The sequence below is a fragment of the Saccharothrix sp. CCNWYY140 genome (assembly GCF_037401995.1).
GTDB lineage: Bacteria > Actinomycetota > Actinomycetes > Mycobacteriales > Pseudonocardiaceae > Actinosynnema.
Genome location: NZ_JBBEGC010000003.1, coordinates 188,507 through 203,200 on the forward strand (window position 1 = coordinate 188,507; position 14,694 = coordinate 203,200).

The following is a 14,694-nucleotide window of genomic DNA, read 5'->3' on the forward strand; positions in this document are numbered from 1 at the left end:
TTCACTCGACCGGGTGAAGTTCGAGCACGGCGTACCCGTCGTGGTCCTCGACGCGGGTCAGCCCGGCGCGTTCGGCGACCCGGATGGCAGCCGCGTTCCAGGGGCGGGTCTCGCAGCGGACGGTCCAATCCGGGCGGGCCCGCGCGGCGGCGCGCACCGCTTCCCGGGCCACCTCGGTGGCGATGCCCCGGCCGTGGAGGGCGGGGTCGACGCGGTAGTACAGGTTCCAGGCGTCGCCGTGGGGTTGGACGCCGCCGAACCCGACCACGCGGCCGTCCAGCTCGACCGCCCAGTAGCCGAGCTCGCCGCGCTCCCACACCCCGGTGAACCGGCGGAGGTACCCGGCCGACGCGGCTTCGTCCGCCGGGGCGCGGTTCTCGGTGGCGCGCAAAGCGTTTTCGAGGGCGGTGAAGGCCGGCAGGTCGGACATCCGAACCCGGCGCAGCCGCAGCCGCGCGGTCGTTCTCTCGAATTGCCCCATGTGGCGAAGGTAACGGCCCCGGCGCGCATTGTCGGGGGATTTTCCCGACCCCGGACACGGCACCGCGCCGCCCCCTGGACCGGGAGCGGCGCGGAGAGGCCCGTGGTGGTTACAGGCTGCCGCCGGCGGCGCGCGGGGCAGTCGGGTCGGCGTCCTCGCCGACGGACTCGCGGGCCAGGAAGGCCTCCACGTGGAACAGGTTGCCGTCGGCGCGGTCCACGACGTTGAGCAGGGTGCTCATCGACGCGACCTCCTCGACCTGCTCCTTGAGGAACCACTGGAGGAACTGCTCGCCGAGGTAGTCGCCCTCGTCGCGGGCGGTCTTGGCCAGCGTCACGACCTGGTCGGTGACCGTCTTCTCCTGCTGGAGGGCCAGTTCGACCGGCTCGCGGGCGGTGCCGAAGTCGTTGCGGACCTCGTCCACGCCCGGGATGGTCGCCTTGATGCCGTTGTCCATCAGGTACTGGACGATCATCATCGCGTGGTTGCGCTCTTCCAGCGCCTGCTTGTAGAAGTGCGCGGCCAGCCGCGGCAGGTCGTTGTCGTCGAACCACACCGCGATGGCCACGTACTGCTGGGACGCGGTGAACTCGTTGCGCACCTGCGCCTGGAGCAGGTCGTGGAACTTCGACGTGCGCGAGGGAATCTTCTTGACGTTGAGGGCCATGCGGACGAGATTAACCGAAAAGGGTTCTCGTCGCATTCAAGGTAAGGCTTATGAATGTTTGGAAAGGGTTGCCTAAATTAGGCAACCCTTTCCAAAGAATTCAGGCCAGTGGGGCGCGGTCGATCGGGCACGACATGCACCGGGGACCGCCGCGGCCCGAGCCCAGCTCCGACCCGCTGATCCGCAGCACCTCGATCCCGGAGGCCTCCAGGCGCTCGTTGGTCTCCACGTTGCGTTCATACGCCACCACCAGACCGGGCGCGACCGCGAGCGTGTTGTTGCCGTCGTCCCACTGCTCGCGCTCGGCGGTCACCGGGTCCAGGCCGGTGTCGATCACGCGCAGCCGCTCGATGCCCATCGCCTCGGCCGCCGCCTCCAGGAACGGCCGCCGGTCGTCGACGAGCACGCCGCCGTCGCCGTCGGAGCGAACGGGGTAGGCGAACAGGTTGTCCCGCACCGCCGGGTACATGACCACGGCGTCCCGGTCGACCATCGTGCACACGGTGTCCAGGTGCATGGTCGCCCGCTCCTGGGTGATCGGCACCGCCAGCACGGTGTGCGCCAGGCCGTCGGCCAGCGCCGACCGGGCGAACGACTCCGCGCCCGCCGGCGTGGTCCGCTCGCCGACGCCGATCGCGAGCACCCCCGGCGCGAGCAGCAGCACGTCACCGCCCTCCACCGGCGCGGAGTGCGCCCCGTAGGCGCGGCCGGTCCGGCGGAACCGCGAGTGGTAGGCGTAGATCAGGTCGGTCAGCGCGGTCTCCCGGTCGCGGGCGGGCAGCGCCAGGGACGTGATCGCCACCCGGTCGCCCACCCACACCGACGAGTCGCGGGTGAACAGCAGGTTCGGCAGCGGGTCCACCGCGAAGTCGATCGGGTGGTGCATCTTGCGCACCAGGGACGCGCCCTCGGCGGCCGGCAGCTCCTCGAACGTCATGCCGGTCATCAACGCCGTCGCGAGCTGCTCCGGACCGCACGACGACAGGTGCGACCGCAGCGCGTCCGCCAGGTCGATGCCCAGCCGCCGCTCGTTGACCGCGCTGTGGATGCCCGCGATGCGCGCCCGGTCGTCGTGCAGCGCCTCCACCAGCAGGTCCGCCAGCAGCAGCACCTCGACCCCGCGCGAGCGCAGCACCTCGGCGAACGCGTCGTGCTCCTCCTGCGCCCGGTCCACCCACGGCACGCCGTCGAACAGGAGCTGGTCGTTGTTGCGCGGGGTCAGCCGTTTCAGCTCCAGGCCCGGGCGGTGCAGCAGCACCGTGCGCAGCGGGCCCACCTCGCTGTCCACCCTCGGCGCCGGGAACGACGCGGCGTCGACGGACTCCGTCTGAGTGATGTGCGCAGTCACGTAGGCGAGGGTAACCCGACGACGGCGAAACGTGCAGCTCTAAGTGGCCTAGATCAGCGAAACTCGATCGTATGAACGGCCCAATGCAGCGAATCGTTAAGCGTTCTGCCGCTTGAGCAGGAGAATCGTTGCGTTGTGACGTGGACTGGCCCTGTCCCGATGATCGGTATGACTGGGATGATCGACGTTCAACCGGGGAGGATCCGCGTGTTCCACTTGACGATCGACGCGCCGGGCAGTGCCGCGTCCGCGACGAACCTGCTGCTCGAGGAGCTGGTCCGGGGCGCCCGCGTGGATGCCCGGCACGCGCCGACACCGCTGCCGGACGGCGCCAAGAGCGGCACCGGCATGGCCATCGCGGAGCTGGTGGTCAACGGCGCGTTACCCGCCGCCGTGGCCGCCGCCGTCGCGTCCGTCATCACCGCCTTCGTCCAGCGCGGCAGCGCCCGCAAGGTCACCATCAAGGTCGGCCAGGACTCGATCACCGTCCAGGGCGGCACCAAGGCCGACCAGAAGGCCCTGGTGCAGGCGTTCCTGGAGAAGCACGGCAAGACGGACGCCTGACGTGGGCCGCTACGCCCTGCTGGTGGCCACCGGCCAGTACGAGGACGCGCGGCTGAGCCGGCTTCGCGCGCCCTCGCAGGACGTGGAGCGGCTCGCCGCGCTGCTGGAGGACCCCGACGTCGGCGGTTTCGCGGGCGTCCGGGTCCTGCGCGACGCGCCCGACCACGAGATCCGCCGGGCCGTCGAGGACGTGCTGGCCTCCCGCACCCCCGACGACCTGGTCCTGCTGTACTTCTCCTGCCACGGCCTCACCACGCCCGCGCGGCGGCTGTACTTCGCGGCGGCCAACACCCTCCAGGACCGGCCCGCCGGCACCGCCATCCCGCGCTCGTTCCTCAACGAGCAGCTGGAGGACTGCCGGGCCGCGGGCCGCATCCTGGTGCTGGACTGCTGCTTCAGCGGCGCGTTCGTGGAGGGCTTCAAGGACGCGTCGGCGACCGTCCTGGACGACTCCGCCCAGGGGTACGTGGTGCTGACCGCCTCCAACGCCTACGAGTACGCCTTCGAGCAGGACACCCTGTCGCTGGAAGCGCCGCGGGCCTCGCTGTTCACCGACGTGCTCATCGAAGGGCTGTCCAGCGGCGCGGCCGACCTCGACGGCGACGGGTGGATCGACGTCAACGAGCTGTTCGGCTACGCCCACCGGGAGGTCCGGCGGCGGCGACCCGACCAGACGCCGCAGTTCTTCGCCCAGGCCGGCGGGCCTCCGCTGCGGGTGGCGCGGGCCGGCGGGTCTGTGCCGGCGGTGGTGCGGCGGTCGGCGTCCTACACGTCCGGGCAGCTGCTGGTGGCGCGCGGGTTCCGGGCGGCGGCGGAACCCGTGTGCCGGACGTTGGGGCCGCTGGGCCGGCGGTCGGTGCTGTTCGTACGGGGCGTGCCGGTCGAACTGGCCGACGCCGCCGCCATCGCGCACGCGTTCCACCCGGACGACCCGCGCGACACCCTCGGGGCGTCCTACGTGCGCGAACTGGTCGAGGACGTGCACCGGGCGGCCGGGGACGGCGCCGCGTCGGCGGTCGCGGTCGCGCAGGGGGCGATCCTGCGGCTGGTCGAGGCCATGCGCGACGGCCACAACCCCGTGCGGCTCATGCGCGGTGTCCAGGCAGCCGGCGTCCGCGCGGCCGAGCTGATCGCCGAGGTCGCCCGGCCGCTGGAGAACCCCGACGTCACCCGGCTGGCCACCGCGTCCTCCGGCAGTGCCGAGATCGGCGCGGTCGTCGGGCAGGTCATGGCGGTGACCGGGCGAGGCGGCGCGCTGCTCGTCGAACCGACCCGGCGGTTCGGCCTGGACTACGAGATCACCCGCGGCCTGCGCTTCCCGGGCGGCTACGCCTCGCCGGAGTCGGTCACCGACCGCGTCCGCCGGGAAGCGGTGCTCGAGTCGCCGCAGGTGTTCCTGCACCGGGGCCGGCTGACCGCGGTGCCGCGCCTGATCGCGACCGGGCAGTTCCTGGTGGTGTGCGAGGAGGTCGCCGACTCCGCGCTCACCGACCTGGTGCTCGGCGGCAAGGTCGTGGTGACCGCGGGAGCGGACGTGCTGGCCCGGCTGAGCACCGTCGTCGGCGGGCGCGTCCTGGACCCGGACCTGCTGCTGCCCAACGTGAGCCAGGGCGTCGGCCCGGAGGACCTGGGCCGGGCGGCGAAGGTCGTGGTGACCGAGACCGACACCACCGTGATCGGCCTGCCGGTCGTGGGGTCGCGGGTCCCCGAGGCCGCTCCGGCCGCGGGCGTGATCCTCGCCCCGGCCGCCGCCGGCATCATCCGCGCGCCGGCCGCCGACGTGGAACGCGTGCGCGGAGCCGTCCGCACGGTCCGGGGCGCGGTGGCCGCCGGCGTCCTGCGCGGCGCGGCGGTCGGGTTGCGCGAGGTCGGCGAGCGCTTGGCGGCCGAGGCCACCGGTGCGCCCGCCGAGGTCGCGGGCTGGAAGGCGCTGGCTGGCGCGCTGTCCGAACCGTCGCGGTGGATCGCCGAGAACGCGGCCGTGGACGTGTCCGACCTGGACCCGACCCTGATCGACTCGGCCGCCACCGCCCGCGCGGTGGTGGCGGCGGCCGGCGCCACCGCCGCCCGCTTCCTGCTGGTGGCGTGACGCCGGGGTCAGCTGCCCGCTTCCTGCCGGTGGCCTGAGGCCGGGGTCAGCTGCCGGCCGCCGGCAGGACGGCGGCCACCAGCACCAACGTCACCGCCGCCTGCACCTCCTCGATCGCCTTGCGGGTCGCGTCGGCCGCCCAGTCGCCCCGGGAGATCTCCTTGAGCCGCCGCTTCACCCGGTCGCGCGGCTGGCCGGCGAACACCGTGCGCTCGAACTGCACCGCCTTGATCAGCGCGCACAGCGCGGCCGTGCGCGGGTCCACCGGATCGTCCGTGGCGACCGCCCGCGCCAGCCGTGCCCGGACCTCGGTCTCCAGCGGCGGTTCGACACCGCCGGGCGAGGGGAAGCGGGTGCGCGGGAAGACCAGCAGCACCTTGTCCTGCTCGCGGCGCAGGACGCCGGACTCGGCCAGGCCGTCCAGCACCTGGTCGGTCAGGCCCTTGCTCAGCTTCTCGATCCACGCCTTGGGCTTGCGCAGCCGGTCGTCGGCGATCCGGGTCAGGGCGTCGTCGAGCACGTCGTGGCCGATGCGCTCGGTGCTCACCGCCACGACCTTCTTGTCCACGACCTCGACCCGACCGGAGATCGTGAGCTCCACCAGCACCGCGCCGGCCAGGCCGTACCCCAGGGCGGGCTGGCCCAGCCGGCGCTTGCCGTCGTCGTCGTAGGCCAACAACGCCAGTTCGTCGGCGAGAGTCAACATGAGAACCACGATAGGCGCGCTGATCAGGCGATGAATCGCGTGTCGGGGTGCCGGACGGGGCCGTGGTCGAACAGCCACCCGCCCCGGTGCTTCAGGTGCAGGTCGAAGAACCCGGCGAAGTAGGCGCGCTGCGCGTCCATCGACCGGTCGGCGTCGATGGTGCCGACGACCTCGCGCCGCTTGTCCGGCGGGACCAGGTCGCCCAGCTGCGCCACGGCGAACTGGAGGTCGCTGAAGCTCAGGTGCGCGGCCCCGTCGAAGTGCAGGTCCCGCTTCCAGCCCCGCTGGTGGGGCCAGAACGCGTGCCAGGTCGGGTCGAACTCGGTCTCCCGGTGGGAGTGGACGATGACCCGGCCGTCCACCTCGAAGTCCGCGCCGACCAGCATGAACGGCCGGTCCAGGCCGTGCTTCACGACGTCGCCCACGTCGTCGGAGCGCATGGCGCCGTCGACGTTGATCCCCGCGTCGAACCGCCGGTCCCGGTACATCGTCTCGCCCGCCGTGAACCCGCCGTAGGAGTGCCCGTAGATCCCGACCCGGGACAGGTCCAGGGCGCCGGCCAGGCCACGCGGCAGCGGGTCGCGCTCGGCGTCCGGGTTCTCGCCGCGGTCGACCCGTTCGAGCTGGTCCAGCACGAACCGGGAGTCCGCGATCCGCGCCTCCAGCGCGGTCCGCATCGCGGCGGCGTCCGGGTCGCCGACCGACCCGACCACGACCCGCCCGCCGGGGAACTCGACGACGCCGGCCTCGTGCGTGTGCGAGATCGACACGACGACGTAGCCGCGACTGGCCAGGTCGTCGGTGAGGCCCGCGTTCAGCTCCCGCATCCCGCCGAACCCGTGCGAGAACACCACGACCGGCCAGTCACCGCGCAGCGCCCGCGCGCCGGTGCGGGTGTGCCGCTTGGTCGCGTCCCAGTCCACCGAACCCGGCGGCACGCCCAGCAGGTCCGGACCGATCTGCTCGATCGCCCCGGCCACGCTCGGCGACAGCCACGCGGCGCGGTCGCCGTCGCGGTGCGCCGGGTAGGTGACGGTGACCATCAGTTCCCGCTTCTCGGCGGGGAACCACGGGTCGGGGCGCGCGTCGACCAGGTGCAGGTCGGTGGTGCCGACCGGGAAGTGCCCGGTGAGCGCGGGCATCGTGATCGACACCTTCGTGCCGGCCGCCGGTGCGGCGGCGGCCGACGCCGGTGGTGCGAGCAGAGCGCCGGCGACCGCGAGGCCCGCGGTCAGCGCTAGCGCGCGTCTGTACACAGTGGACGTTTGCATGTCGGGCATTCCCCTCGTTGCCGGATGGCGGCCCGGCTCATGCTGGCAAGGGGGACGGTGGTGGCGCGTCAGCCTGGCGGAGGAGTTCGGCGTACTCCGCCGGAGTGATCTACGGCAGCCAGGAGACGACGCCGCGCAGCGCCGTGTACCCGACGAAAGCGACCACGTCGAGCAACGTGTGGGCGATGACGAGCACCCACAGGCGGTTCGTGCGCTGCCACACCTTGCCGAACACCAAGCCCATCACGACGTTGCCGATGAACCCGCCGAACCCCTGGTACAGGTGGTACGAGCCGCGCAGCACGGCGCTGACCAGCAGCGCGGTGTTGTCCCGGAAGCCCAGCTGCTTGAGCCGCGTCAGCAGGTAGCCGACGACCAGGACCTCCTCCGCCCACGCGTTGCCCGCGGCGGCCAGGACCAGCACCACGCTGCGCCACCACGACTCGTCCAAAGTGGACGGCAGCACCGCGAGGTTGAGGCCCAGGTTCCACGCGATCAGGTAGAAGACCAGGCCGGGGATGCCGATCACGGCGGCCAGCGCGGTGCCCCCGAGGAAGTCCTTGCCGATCCGGGTGCGGTCCAGGCCCAGCGAGGCCAGGGCGACCCCGCCGCGCCACAGCAGGTACGCGCCGAGCCCGCCCCACGCCACCAGCTGCACCACCCCGAGCAGCTGCGCGAGCAGGTCCAGCAGGTCGAACCGGGCCTGCGGCACGTTGATCGCGACCGACTGCTCGTTGAGCGGCTTGGGCTGGAGCAGGCTGTCCAGCAACCGCACGAGGCTGCGCAACCCGGACAGGCCGAGGGTGACGGCGAAGACCAGCAGCAGCTCGACCTTGTGCGCGGTGCGCTCCTCCGGGATCACCCGCGCAGGTTAACGGCGCTGTGCCAGGAACGGGCAGCCCATCAGCCGGCGCAACTCCGCCGCCAGTTCACCCGAGGTGGCCACCGGGCGGGAGAACGCGATCCGCACGTCGTGGTCGGAGTCGGCGGTCTCCACCCGCAGCCGCAGCCCGAACCGGTCCAGGCCCAGCGGCCGGACGTGCCCGCCGCGCAGGTCGTCGGGCAGGTGCCGGCCGAGCAGGCCGACGACGTCCCGGTGCGACAGCTCCAGGTGCCGCAGCCAGTGGTCCTCCTGCCGGTGGAACGGGTCCGGGTCGGCCTGGGCGAACAGCTCCGGGCGCAGCGAGGTGGTGCCCTCGGCGTCGGCCACGACCAGGCTCGCCGGCACCAGCCGCAGCACGGACGCGCCGTGTCCGACGTCCAGCAGGCGCGGGTCGGGGCGCTCCTCGGCGACCTCCAGGCTCGCGGCGCGGGCCTCCTGCGGGTCCATCGTGCGCAGCCAGCCGGTCACCCACAGCAGGCCGCGCACCGGTTCGCGCAGCGGCACGGCGGCGTGGTCGGCGACCTCCAGCATCGCGGTGATCTCACCGCCCTCGGCGGCCTTGGTGAGCGGGTGGTCGTCCGGCAGCAGGATCGTCGCGTCACCGCACGCGTGCACGTGGTGCAGCAGCGGCGTCACGCGGTTCTCCGTGCCGTCCGAGGGCAGCAAGGCGGCGCGGCCACCCCGTGCGGCGATCGTCCGTGCGCGCTCCGCGGGGTGCGGCGCGGGCGGTCGGCGGTTGTCGGTCACCGTTCACCTCCCCAACTTAGGGCAGCCTAACTTGGAGGAGTGCGTGCGGGGAAGTCCCACGAACGGATGTCCCGCTTCGTGGTTGCCCGCAGACGGACGGTGGTCGGAGGTCGTAGCCTCGTCGGTCGTGGCCTCGGCGGTGGCGGAGGTGGGCCGTGGTCGTGCCGAACAAGCCGTCCACCGAGGGGGCGGCGCTCGACGACGAGTGGACCCGGCACTGCCTGGAGATCGCGAGCAGACGGGCGTTCGGCTGGGTCGTGCTGGGCGTGCTGGCGTTCGTCGGGCAGCTGCTCCTGGTGTTCCTGGCCCCCGTGCCGGACTTGCCCGTGGTGCTGCTCGCGTTCTCCACGATCGTGCTGTTGGCCGCTCTGCGCCGCCGTCGACCGGCCGCGCCCGTCCTGGCCGACCGCGAGTGGCGGTACGTGCGGGTCCACTGGCGGCACGGGCTGCTGGTCGTCCACGGCGAGTTCCCGCTGGTCCTGGACATCAACGCCGGCCCGCTGGCCCGGGGTCGGATCAGCCGCCACCGCCGGGCCTGGCTGGTGGACCCGGACCGGGCCGGGAACACCGTGGTGACCTTCCGGGGCGTGCCCCGCCTCTTCCCCGCCCAGGTCCGCCGGCGTTGAGAGCTATCTCTCGGGGGTTTCGGTGATCATTTGGGCGGCTATCCGGGCTGGGAGGAGCTATCTCTGGTTGTGTGGGAGCAGTGGTGGGCGAGGAGTGGACGCGGCGGTGCCTGGTGCGGGCGGACCGGCGCGCGGTCGGGTTCATCGGGCTCGCGCTGCTCTCGTTCGCCGTCCTGTGGCTGGTGTCGCTGTGGATCGGCTCGAACTGGGTGTTCGTGCTGATCCCGCTGTGCATCGAGTTCGCAGTGCCCGGCTTGCGGCACTTCGCGTGCCGGCGCAAGGTCCGGCGGCTGGCCGAGGACTTCTCGTGGCACCCGGTCAGCGTGTCGTTCGTGCCCGGCAGGTCTCGGATCGGGCGGCAGGCGTACCTGGAGACCGAGGGCTCGGACCGGACGTTCCTGCGGCTGCCCGAGATGCCCGAACGCGCCCGCGAGGACGTCCGCCGCACCGGCAAGCTGTGGCTCGCGGGCCCCGACGACCGGGGCCGCACCGCCGTGCTGACGCCGGAGACCCCCTTCGTGACGCTGGGCCGGGTGGTGATCCGCTGACCGGGGTCAGCGGCCCACCGCGATGTCGTTGCGCTCCGCCCAGGCGGTGACGTCCTCCTTGCGCAGCGCCGTGGCCAGCAGGTCCGGGAAGCGGTCCGGGGTGCAGGCGAACGCGGGCGCGCCCAGCTCCGACAGCTTCGCCGCCAGCTCGTGGTCGTAGGCCGGCGTGCCGCTGTCTGACAGGGCCAGCAGAACGACCACCGTCACGCCGCTCTGCACCAGCTCCCGCACCCGGCGCTGGAGTTCCCGCGCCACACCGCCCTCGTACAGGTCGCTGATCAGGACCAGCACGGTGTCGGTCGGGCGTCGGACCAGGGACTGGCCGTACGCGACCGCGCGGTTGATGTCCGTGCCGCCGCCCAACTGGGTGGCGAACAGCAGGTCCACGGGGTCCTTCAGGTCCTCGGTCAGGTCCACGACCTCGGTGTCGAACACGACCAGCTTCGTGTCGACGGCCCTGAGCGACGCCAGCGAGGCACCCATCACCGCCGAGTAGACCACCGACTCCGCCATCGACCCCGACTGGTCGACCAGCAGGATCACGTCCTTGAGGGACGCGGCCCGGCTGCGGCGCGTGTTGCCCTTCAGGTCCTGGACGACGACCGTCCGCTGGTCCGGCTGGTAGTGCTTGAGGTTGGCGCGGATGGTGCGGGCCCAGTCGACGTCGCTCAGGCGCGGCCGGTTGGTGCGCTTGGCGTGGTCGATCGCGCCGTGGACGGCGGCGAGCAGGCGTTCGGCCAGGCGGCGCTCGATGTCCTCGACGACCTTGCGCACGACCGCGCGGGCCGTGTCGCGGGTCTTCGCCGGGATCGCGCCGGACAGCGAGATCAGCGTGCCGACGAGGTTGACGTCCGGCTCGACGCTCTTGAGCAGCTCGGGTTCGAGCAGCAGCTGGCGCAGGCCCAGGCGGTCGACGGCGTCCTTCTGCATGACCTGGACGACCGAGGTCGGGAAGTACGTGCGGATGTCGCCCAGCCAGCGGTGCAGGACCGGTGACGAGCCGCCCAGGCCGGCGCTGCGCTTGCCGTTGGCCTCGGGGGCGTCGGTGGCATTCACGGGCGCCCCGCCGCCGTAGAGGCCGGTGAGGGCGGAGTCGCGGCGGCGGTCGTCCTCGTCCAGCGCGCCCAGGTCGCCGGCCGCGCCGCCGAGGAGGAGACGCCAGCGGCGGAGGCGTTCGGTGTCCGTGTCGGCGGGTCCTGTGGCTGTGGGCGGGCCGGCGGGTCCGGTGGCGGTGTCCGTGTCGGCGGGTCCTGGGGCAGCGGGCGGGTCGGCGGGGCCTGTGGCTGTGGGCGGGTCGGCGTTTGTCATCGGGTGGCGTGCTCCTTGCCGGGGGTGTGCCCTGCCGGCTGCCCGCGCTCCTTGTTTACGGGACGCGCGAGTCGGCCTTTGGTCGCGGATCGTGCATGTCGCTTGATCGGGTGATGTTGGCGAGTGGGCTGGTGAGCAGGGCTTGGACGTGGGCGGTGAGGCGGGCGGCCAGGGGTTCGTCCCAGGTGGTGGTGGCGGTCGTCGTTCGGGCCGCGCCCTTCGCGCGGTCGCCGAGCATGCGGCGTTCCGCCGGGCTGAACTCGGTGATCGCCCGGCGCAGCAGGGGCAGCGCCGCCTCGAAGTCCGGGCTGGTGAGGTCCGTCAGCCAGTCGTCCACCACCGCGAAGAGCCGGGGGTCCGCGGTCAGGAGTGCCGCCGAGCCGCGCAGGAAGCCGGCCACGAAGGCGGTCGCGGCGGCGGCTTGAGTGGTGGCGCGGTGGAGCCTGGTCGCGACGGCGTCGGAGTCCAGGGCTCCCGACTCCCACAGGAGGCGGGTCGCGCGGCCGGTGGGCAGGCCGTGCGCGTCCGGCATGGCGACCAGCGAGCGCAGCGCGTGCTGCCAGGTCTCCTTGTGGTCGTCGTCGGCGGCCAGGCGCACGGCGTCGTCGGCCCCGTTGACGGCGGCCAACGCGCGTTCGGCGGTGTCGTCGTCGATGCCCCGGCACGCCAGCGGCAGGCCGACCGCACCCCGGGTCAGCAGGCCGTGCAGGGCCACGCGCAGCAGGTCCGGGTCGGTGCCGCGGACCGAGCCGTAGCGGACCGTGGACGCGAGGTCCGGCAGGGCCGTCAGGAGTTCGAGGGCGTCCGTCGCCGCCGCGGCGCAGCGGTCGAGGGCGGTTCGGGACGCGGTGACCGACTCGGGGAGTTCGCAGTTCACCGAGCGGCCCAGGGCGTCCGCCGCCTCGACCACGCGGGTCGCCGCGCCGGCCCGGGTGACCAGGACCTGGTTCGCCGCAGCCTCGACCGTGGTGCCGTGGCGGGCGGCCGTGGCCAGGGCGACCGCGAACTCCGGCCGCCAGTGCAGCTGCCACGCCTCGGCGAACGTGCCGATGGTGCGGGTCGTGTCCGGCTTGCCCCAGGGGACGTCGAGGACTTCCAGGCGACGGAGGAGTTTCGAGCGTTCGCGGTCGGTGTCCTTGCGGAGGTCCAGGCGGATCTGCTTCGGCTCCGCGTTCAGCGGCAGGCGCAGGCGGCGGGTCAGCCGGTTCAGGTCGGCGGCCAGCGGGGACGTCGGGACGGACTCGCCCACCTCGCCCAGCCGCTCGCCGACCACCAGCCGGGTGTGGATCAGCCGCAACGGGGTGTCGTCGCCGCCGCACAGCACCGCCCGCGCGGCCTCCATGACCTCGGACAGCCCCGGCGACGGCCGCCCGCGCAGCGCCGCGAGCGTGTCCGCCAGGCGCACGGCCTCCACGGCGCTCGCCGTCGACGCCGGCAGGTCCTCCCCGCGCAGCACGGTGCACGCCCGCGCGAACCACCGCGGCACCGCATCACCGGCCGGGGCGCACTCCCACAGGTGCGCGTACCAGCCGGGGGAGTCGACGCCCGCGCCGTAGCCCGACGCCGTGGCCAGCTTGCCGTGGCTCCACGGGACCCAGGTGCCGGAGACCTTCCGCCGGGGCAGCCCCTTGAGCAGGGCGTTGTCGGCGGACGCGGGCGGCAGCGCGCGCAACGCCGGCACGTGCCACGCGCCGCACACGACCGCGATCGGCCCGTCGGTGTCCTTCAGGGCTTGGCGGAGGTTCTTCCGCATCGCGGCTTCGCGGCGCAGTGTGCGGTCGTCGACCTCGTCGGCGAACTCCTCGCGCAGGGCCGTCATCGCCTCCGCCACGGCCTCGGCGAGGTCGGCGGGATCGGTGTGGTGCTCGACCACGTCCTCCCACCAGCGCTCCGGGTCGTCGAAGCCGGCCGCGGCGGCGAGGGTGCCCAGCGGGTCGAGGGACGCACGGTGCCGCTCGCCCGGCTCGGGTTGGCCGCCCGGCTCGGGCTGGCCGGGCGGCGTGGGCTGGCTGGGTGTGGCGGCGGCCGGCGGGGTGTCGGGGTCGTCGGCGAGCGAGGTCGCCGCGGGCAGGTCGAAGAAGCGCACGGGCACGTTCTCGGCGTCCGCCCAGACCATCGCCCGCCACTCCGGCGAGAACTCCGCGAACGGCCAGAACGCCGCCCGTGCCGGGTCGGTCTCGTCGTGCAGCAGCAACGCCACCGGCGGCACCAGGTCCGGCACGTGCGGCAGCAGCGCGTCGCCTTCCGGCGGACCCTCGATCAGCACGATCGACGGCCGCACGCGGTCCAGCGCCTCGGCGACCATGCGGGCCGAGCCGGGGCCGTGGTGGCGGATGCCGAGCAGGGTCACCCGCGGTGGCAGGTCGGCCATCACCACCCCTGGCACGCCCGGTAGAGGTCGCGCCAGTCGGCGCGTTCCTTCACGACCGCCTCCAGGTACTCCTGCCAGGCCGCCGTGTCCGACACGCGGTCCTTCACCACCGCGCCCTGCAAGCCCGACGCCAGTTCGTCGGCGGTGATCGTGCCGTCGCCGAAGTGCCCGGCCAGCGCCATCCCGCTGGTCACCACGGAGATCGCCTCCGCCGTGGACAGGCTGCCGCTGGGCCGCTTGAGCTGGGTACGACCGTCCACTGTGGACCCGTTGCGCAGTTCGCGGAAGATGCGCACCACCCGGCGCACCTCCTCCAGCGCCGGCGGCTCGGCGGGAAGTTCCAGCGCCCGGCCCAGCTCGGCGGCCCGCGACGCCACGATCCGCACCTCGTCGTCCTCGGTCGCCGGCGGCGGCAGCACCACGGTGTTGAACCGGCGGGCCAGCGCGGACGACATCTGGTTGACGCCCCGGTCCCGGTCGTTGGCCGTGGCGATCACCGTGAACCCGGGCACCGCCTGCACCTGCATGCCCAGCTCCGGCACGGGCAGCGCCTTCTCCGACAGGATCGTGATGAACGAGTCCTGCACCTCGGCCGGCATCCGGGTCAGCTCCTCGACCCGCGCCACCGCCCCGGTCCGCATCGCGGTCAGCACCGGGCTGGGCACCAGCGCCGCCTCGCTCGGACCCTCCGCGATCAGCCGCGCGTAGTTCCAGCCGTAGCGGACCTGCTCCTCGCCGGTGCCCGCCGTGCCCTGCACGACCAGTGTCGAGTCACCGCTCACCGCCGCCGCCAGGTGCTCGGACAGCCACGACTTCGCCGTGCCCGGCACACCCACCAGCAGCAGCGCCCGGTCGGTCACCAGGGTGCCCACGGCGATCTCCACCAGCCGGCGTTCGCCGACGTACTTCGGTGCGATCACGGTGCCGTCGGGCAGCGTGCCGCCCAGCACGTACCGGACCACGGCCTGCGGCGACAGCCGCCAGCGCGGCGGGCGCGGGCGGTCGTCCTGGCGGGCGAGGGCCGCGAGTTCGTCGGCGTACTGCCGCTCCGCGGCGGGGCGCAGCACGGTCTCGGTGGTCACGGC

14 protein-coding genes are annotated in these 14,694 nt (G+C 73.3%); 4 read left to right on the forward strand and 10 right to left on the reverse strand.

The genetic code is table 11. The annotated features are described in order from the left end of the window. Position 1: 1 nt before the first annotated feature. The 3 genes from WBN91_RS03305 to WBN91_RS03315 form a co-directional block, all read right to left on the reverse strand. Entirely contained in the window at positions 2 to 481 is a 480-nt protein-coding gene (locus tag WBN91_RS03305) for a GNAT family N-acetyltransferase (RefSeq protein ID WP_337722509.1), read from the reverse strand. A gap of 109 nt (positions 482 to 590) precedes the next feature. Beyond that, positions 591 to 1,148 (reverse strand): ferritin, encoded by a 558-nt coding sequence (locus WBN91_RS03310; protein WP_337722510.1) that lies wholly within the window; start codon positions 1,146 to 1,148, stop codon positions 591 to 593. A gap of 100 nt (positions 1,149 to 1,248) precedes the next feature. Continuing rightward, positions 1,249 to 2,496, reverse strand: a complete 1,248-nt coding sequence (locus WBN91_RS03315) for an arginine deiminase (protein ID WP_337722511.1) — start codon at positions 2,494 to 2,496, stop codon at positions 1,249 to 1,251. A gap of 207 nt (positions 2,497 to 2,703) precedes the next feature. Between WBN91_RS03315 and WBN91_RS03320 the strand changes: the two genes are divergently transcribed. Both WBN91_RS03320 and WBN91_RS03325 read left to right on the forward strand, forming a co-directional pair. Continuing rightward, complete coding sequence (locus WBN91_RS03320; RefSeq protein ID WP_337722512.1) at positions 2,704 to 3,060, forward strand: hypothetical protein; 357 nt, start codon at positions 2,704 to 2,706, stop codon at positions 3,058 to 3,060. A 1-nt stretch (position 3,061) separates the two neighbouring features. Then, the gene (locus tag WBN91_RS03325) at positions 3,062 to 5,149 is read left to right on the forward strand and encodes a caspase, EACC1-associated type (RefSeq protein ID WP_337722513.1); all 2,088 of its coding nucleotides are present in this window, start codon (positions 3,062 to 3,064) and stop codon (positions 5,147 to 5,149) included. A gap of 46 nt (positions 5,150 to 5,195) precedes the next feature. On the opposite strand, the gene WBN91_RS03330 is transcribed toward WBN91_RS03325, so the two are convergent. The 4 genes from WBN91_RS03330 to WBN91_RS03345 all read right to left on the reverse strand — a co-directional run bounded on the left by WBN91_RS03330 (position 5,196) and on the right by WBN91_RS03345 (position 8,756). Then, positions 5,196 to 5,855: a GOLPH3/VPS74 family protein gene (locus WBN91_RS03330; protein WP_337722514.1), complete on the reverse strand. Its 660-nt coding sequence runs from the start codon at positions 5,853 to 5,855 to the stop codon at positions 5,196 to 5,198. A gap of 23 nt (positions 5,856 to 5,878) precedes the next feature. Further along, on the reverse strand, positions 5,879 to 7,135 hold the full coding sequence (locus tag WBN91_RS03335) for an alpha/beta hydrolase family protein (protein WP_337722515.1): 1,257 nt from the start codon (positions 7,133 to 7,135) through the stop codon (positions 5,879 to 5,881). A 100-nt stretch (positions 7,136 to 7,235) separates the two neighbouring features. Then, positions 7,236 to 7,988: a CPBP family intramembrane glutamic endopeptidase gene (locus tag WBN91_RS03340; protein WP_337722516.1), complete on the reverse strand. Its 753-nt coding sequence runs from the start codon at positions 7,986 to 7,988 to the stop codon at positions 7,236 to 7,238. 9 nt (positions 7,989 to 7,997) lie between these two features. Further along, positions 7,998 to 8,756: a DUF2470 domain-containing protein gene (locus WBN91_RS03345; protein WP_337722517.1), complete on the reverse strand. Its 759-nt coding sequence runs from the start codon at positions 8,754 to 8,756 to the stop codon at positions 7,998 to 8,000. 155 nt (positions 8,757 to 8,911) lie between these two features. Here WBN91_RS03345 and WBN91_RS03350 point away from each other — a divergent pair, with 155 nt between their 5' ends. Both WBN91_RS03350 and WBN91_RS03355 read left to right on the forward strand, forming a co-directional pair. Beyond that, on the forward strand, positions 8,912 to 9,382 hold the full coding sequence (locus WBN91_RS03350) for a hypothetical protein (protein WP_337722518.1): 471 nt from the start codon (positions 8,912 to 8,914) through the stop codon (positions 9,380 to 9,382). A gap of 71 nt (positions 9,383 to 9,453) precedes the next feature. After that, positions 9,454 to 9,930, forward strand: coding sequence for a hypothetical protein (locus tag WBN91_RS03355; protein WP_337722519.1), 477 nt, complete (start codon positions 9,454 to 9,456; stop codon positions 9,928 to 9,930). A 6-nt stretch (positions 9,931 to 9,936) separates the two neighbouring features. Here the strand turns inward: WBN91_RS03355 and WBN91_RS03360 are convergent, their stop codons facing one another. The 3 genes from WBN91_RS03360 to WBN91_RS03370 are packed head-to-tail and all read right to left on the reverse strand — an operon-like array spanning position 9,937 to position 14,691. After that, positions 9,937 to 11,238 carry a VWA domain-containing protein gene (locus WBN91_RS03360; protein ID WP_337722520.1) on the reverse strand — a complete coding sequence of 434 codons (1,302 nt, stop codon included), beginning with the start codon at positions 11,236 to 11,238 and terminating at the stop codon, positions 9,937 to 9,939. 55 nt (positions 11,239 to 11,293) lie between these two features. Beyond that, positions 11,294 to 13,609, reverse strand: coding sequence for a DUF5682 family protein (locus tag WBN91_RS03365; RefSeq protein ID WP_337722521.1), 2,316 nt, complete (start codon positions 13,607 to 13,609; stop codon positions 11,294 to 11,296). After that, positions 13,609 to 14,691, reverse strand: coding sequence for an ATP-binding protein (locus WBN91_RS03370; RefSeq protein ID WP_337722522.1), 1,083 nt, complete (start codon positions 14,689 to 14,691; stop codon positions 13,609 to 13,611). The genes WBN91_RS03365 and WBN91_RS03370 overlap by 1 nt, the downstream gene beginning before the upstream one ends. Between the last annotated feature and the right edge of the window lie 3 nt (positions 14,692 to 14,694).

Coding starts and splice junctions, on each gene's coding strand:
- WBN91_RS03305 (WP_337722509.1), bottom strand. CDS start 481: ATGGGGCAATTCGAGAGAACGACCGCGCGGCTGCGGCTGCGCCGGGTT.
- WBN91_RS03310 (WP_337722510.1), bottom strand. CDS start 1,148: ATGGCCCTCAACGTCAAGAAGATTCCCTCGCGCACGTCGAAGTTCCAC.
- WBN91_RS03330 (WP_337722514.1), bottom strand. CDS start 5,855: ATGTTGACTCTCGCCGACGAACTGGCGTTGTTGGCCTACGACGACGAC.
- WBN91_RS03335 (WP_337722515.1), bottom strand. CDS start 7,135: ATGCCCGACATGCAAACGTCCACTGTGTACAGACGCGCGCTAGCGCTG.
- WBN91_RS03360 (WP_337722520.1), bottom strand. CDS start 11,238: ATGACAAACGCCGACCCGCCCACAGCCACAGGCCCCGCCGACCCGCCC.
- WBN91_RS03365 (WP_337722521.1), bottom strand. CDS start 13,609: ATGGCCGACCTGCCACCGCGGGTGACCCTGCTCGGCATCCGCCACCAC.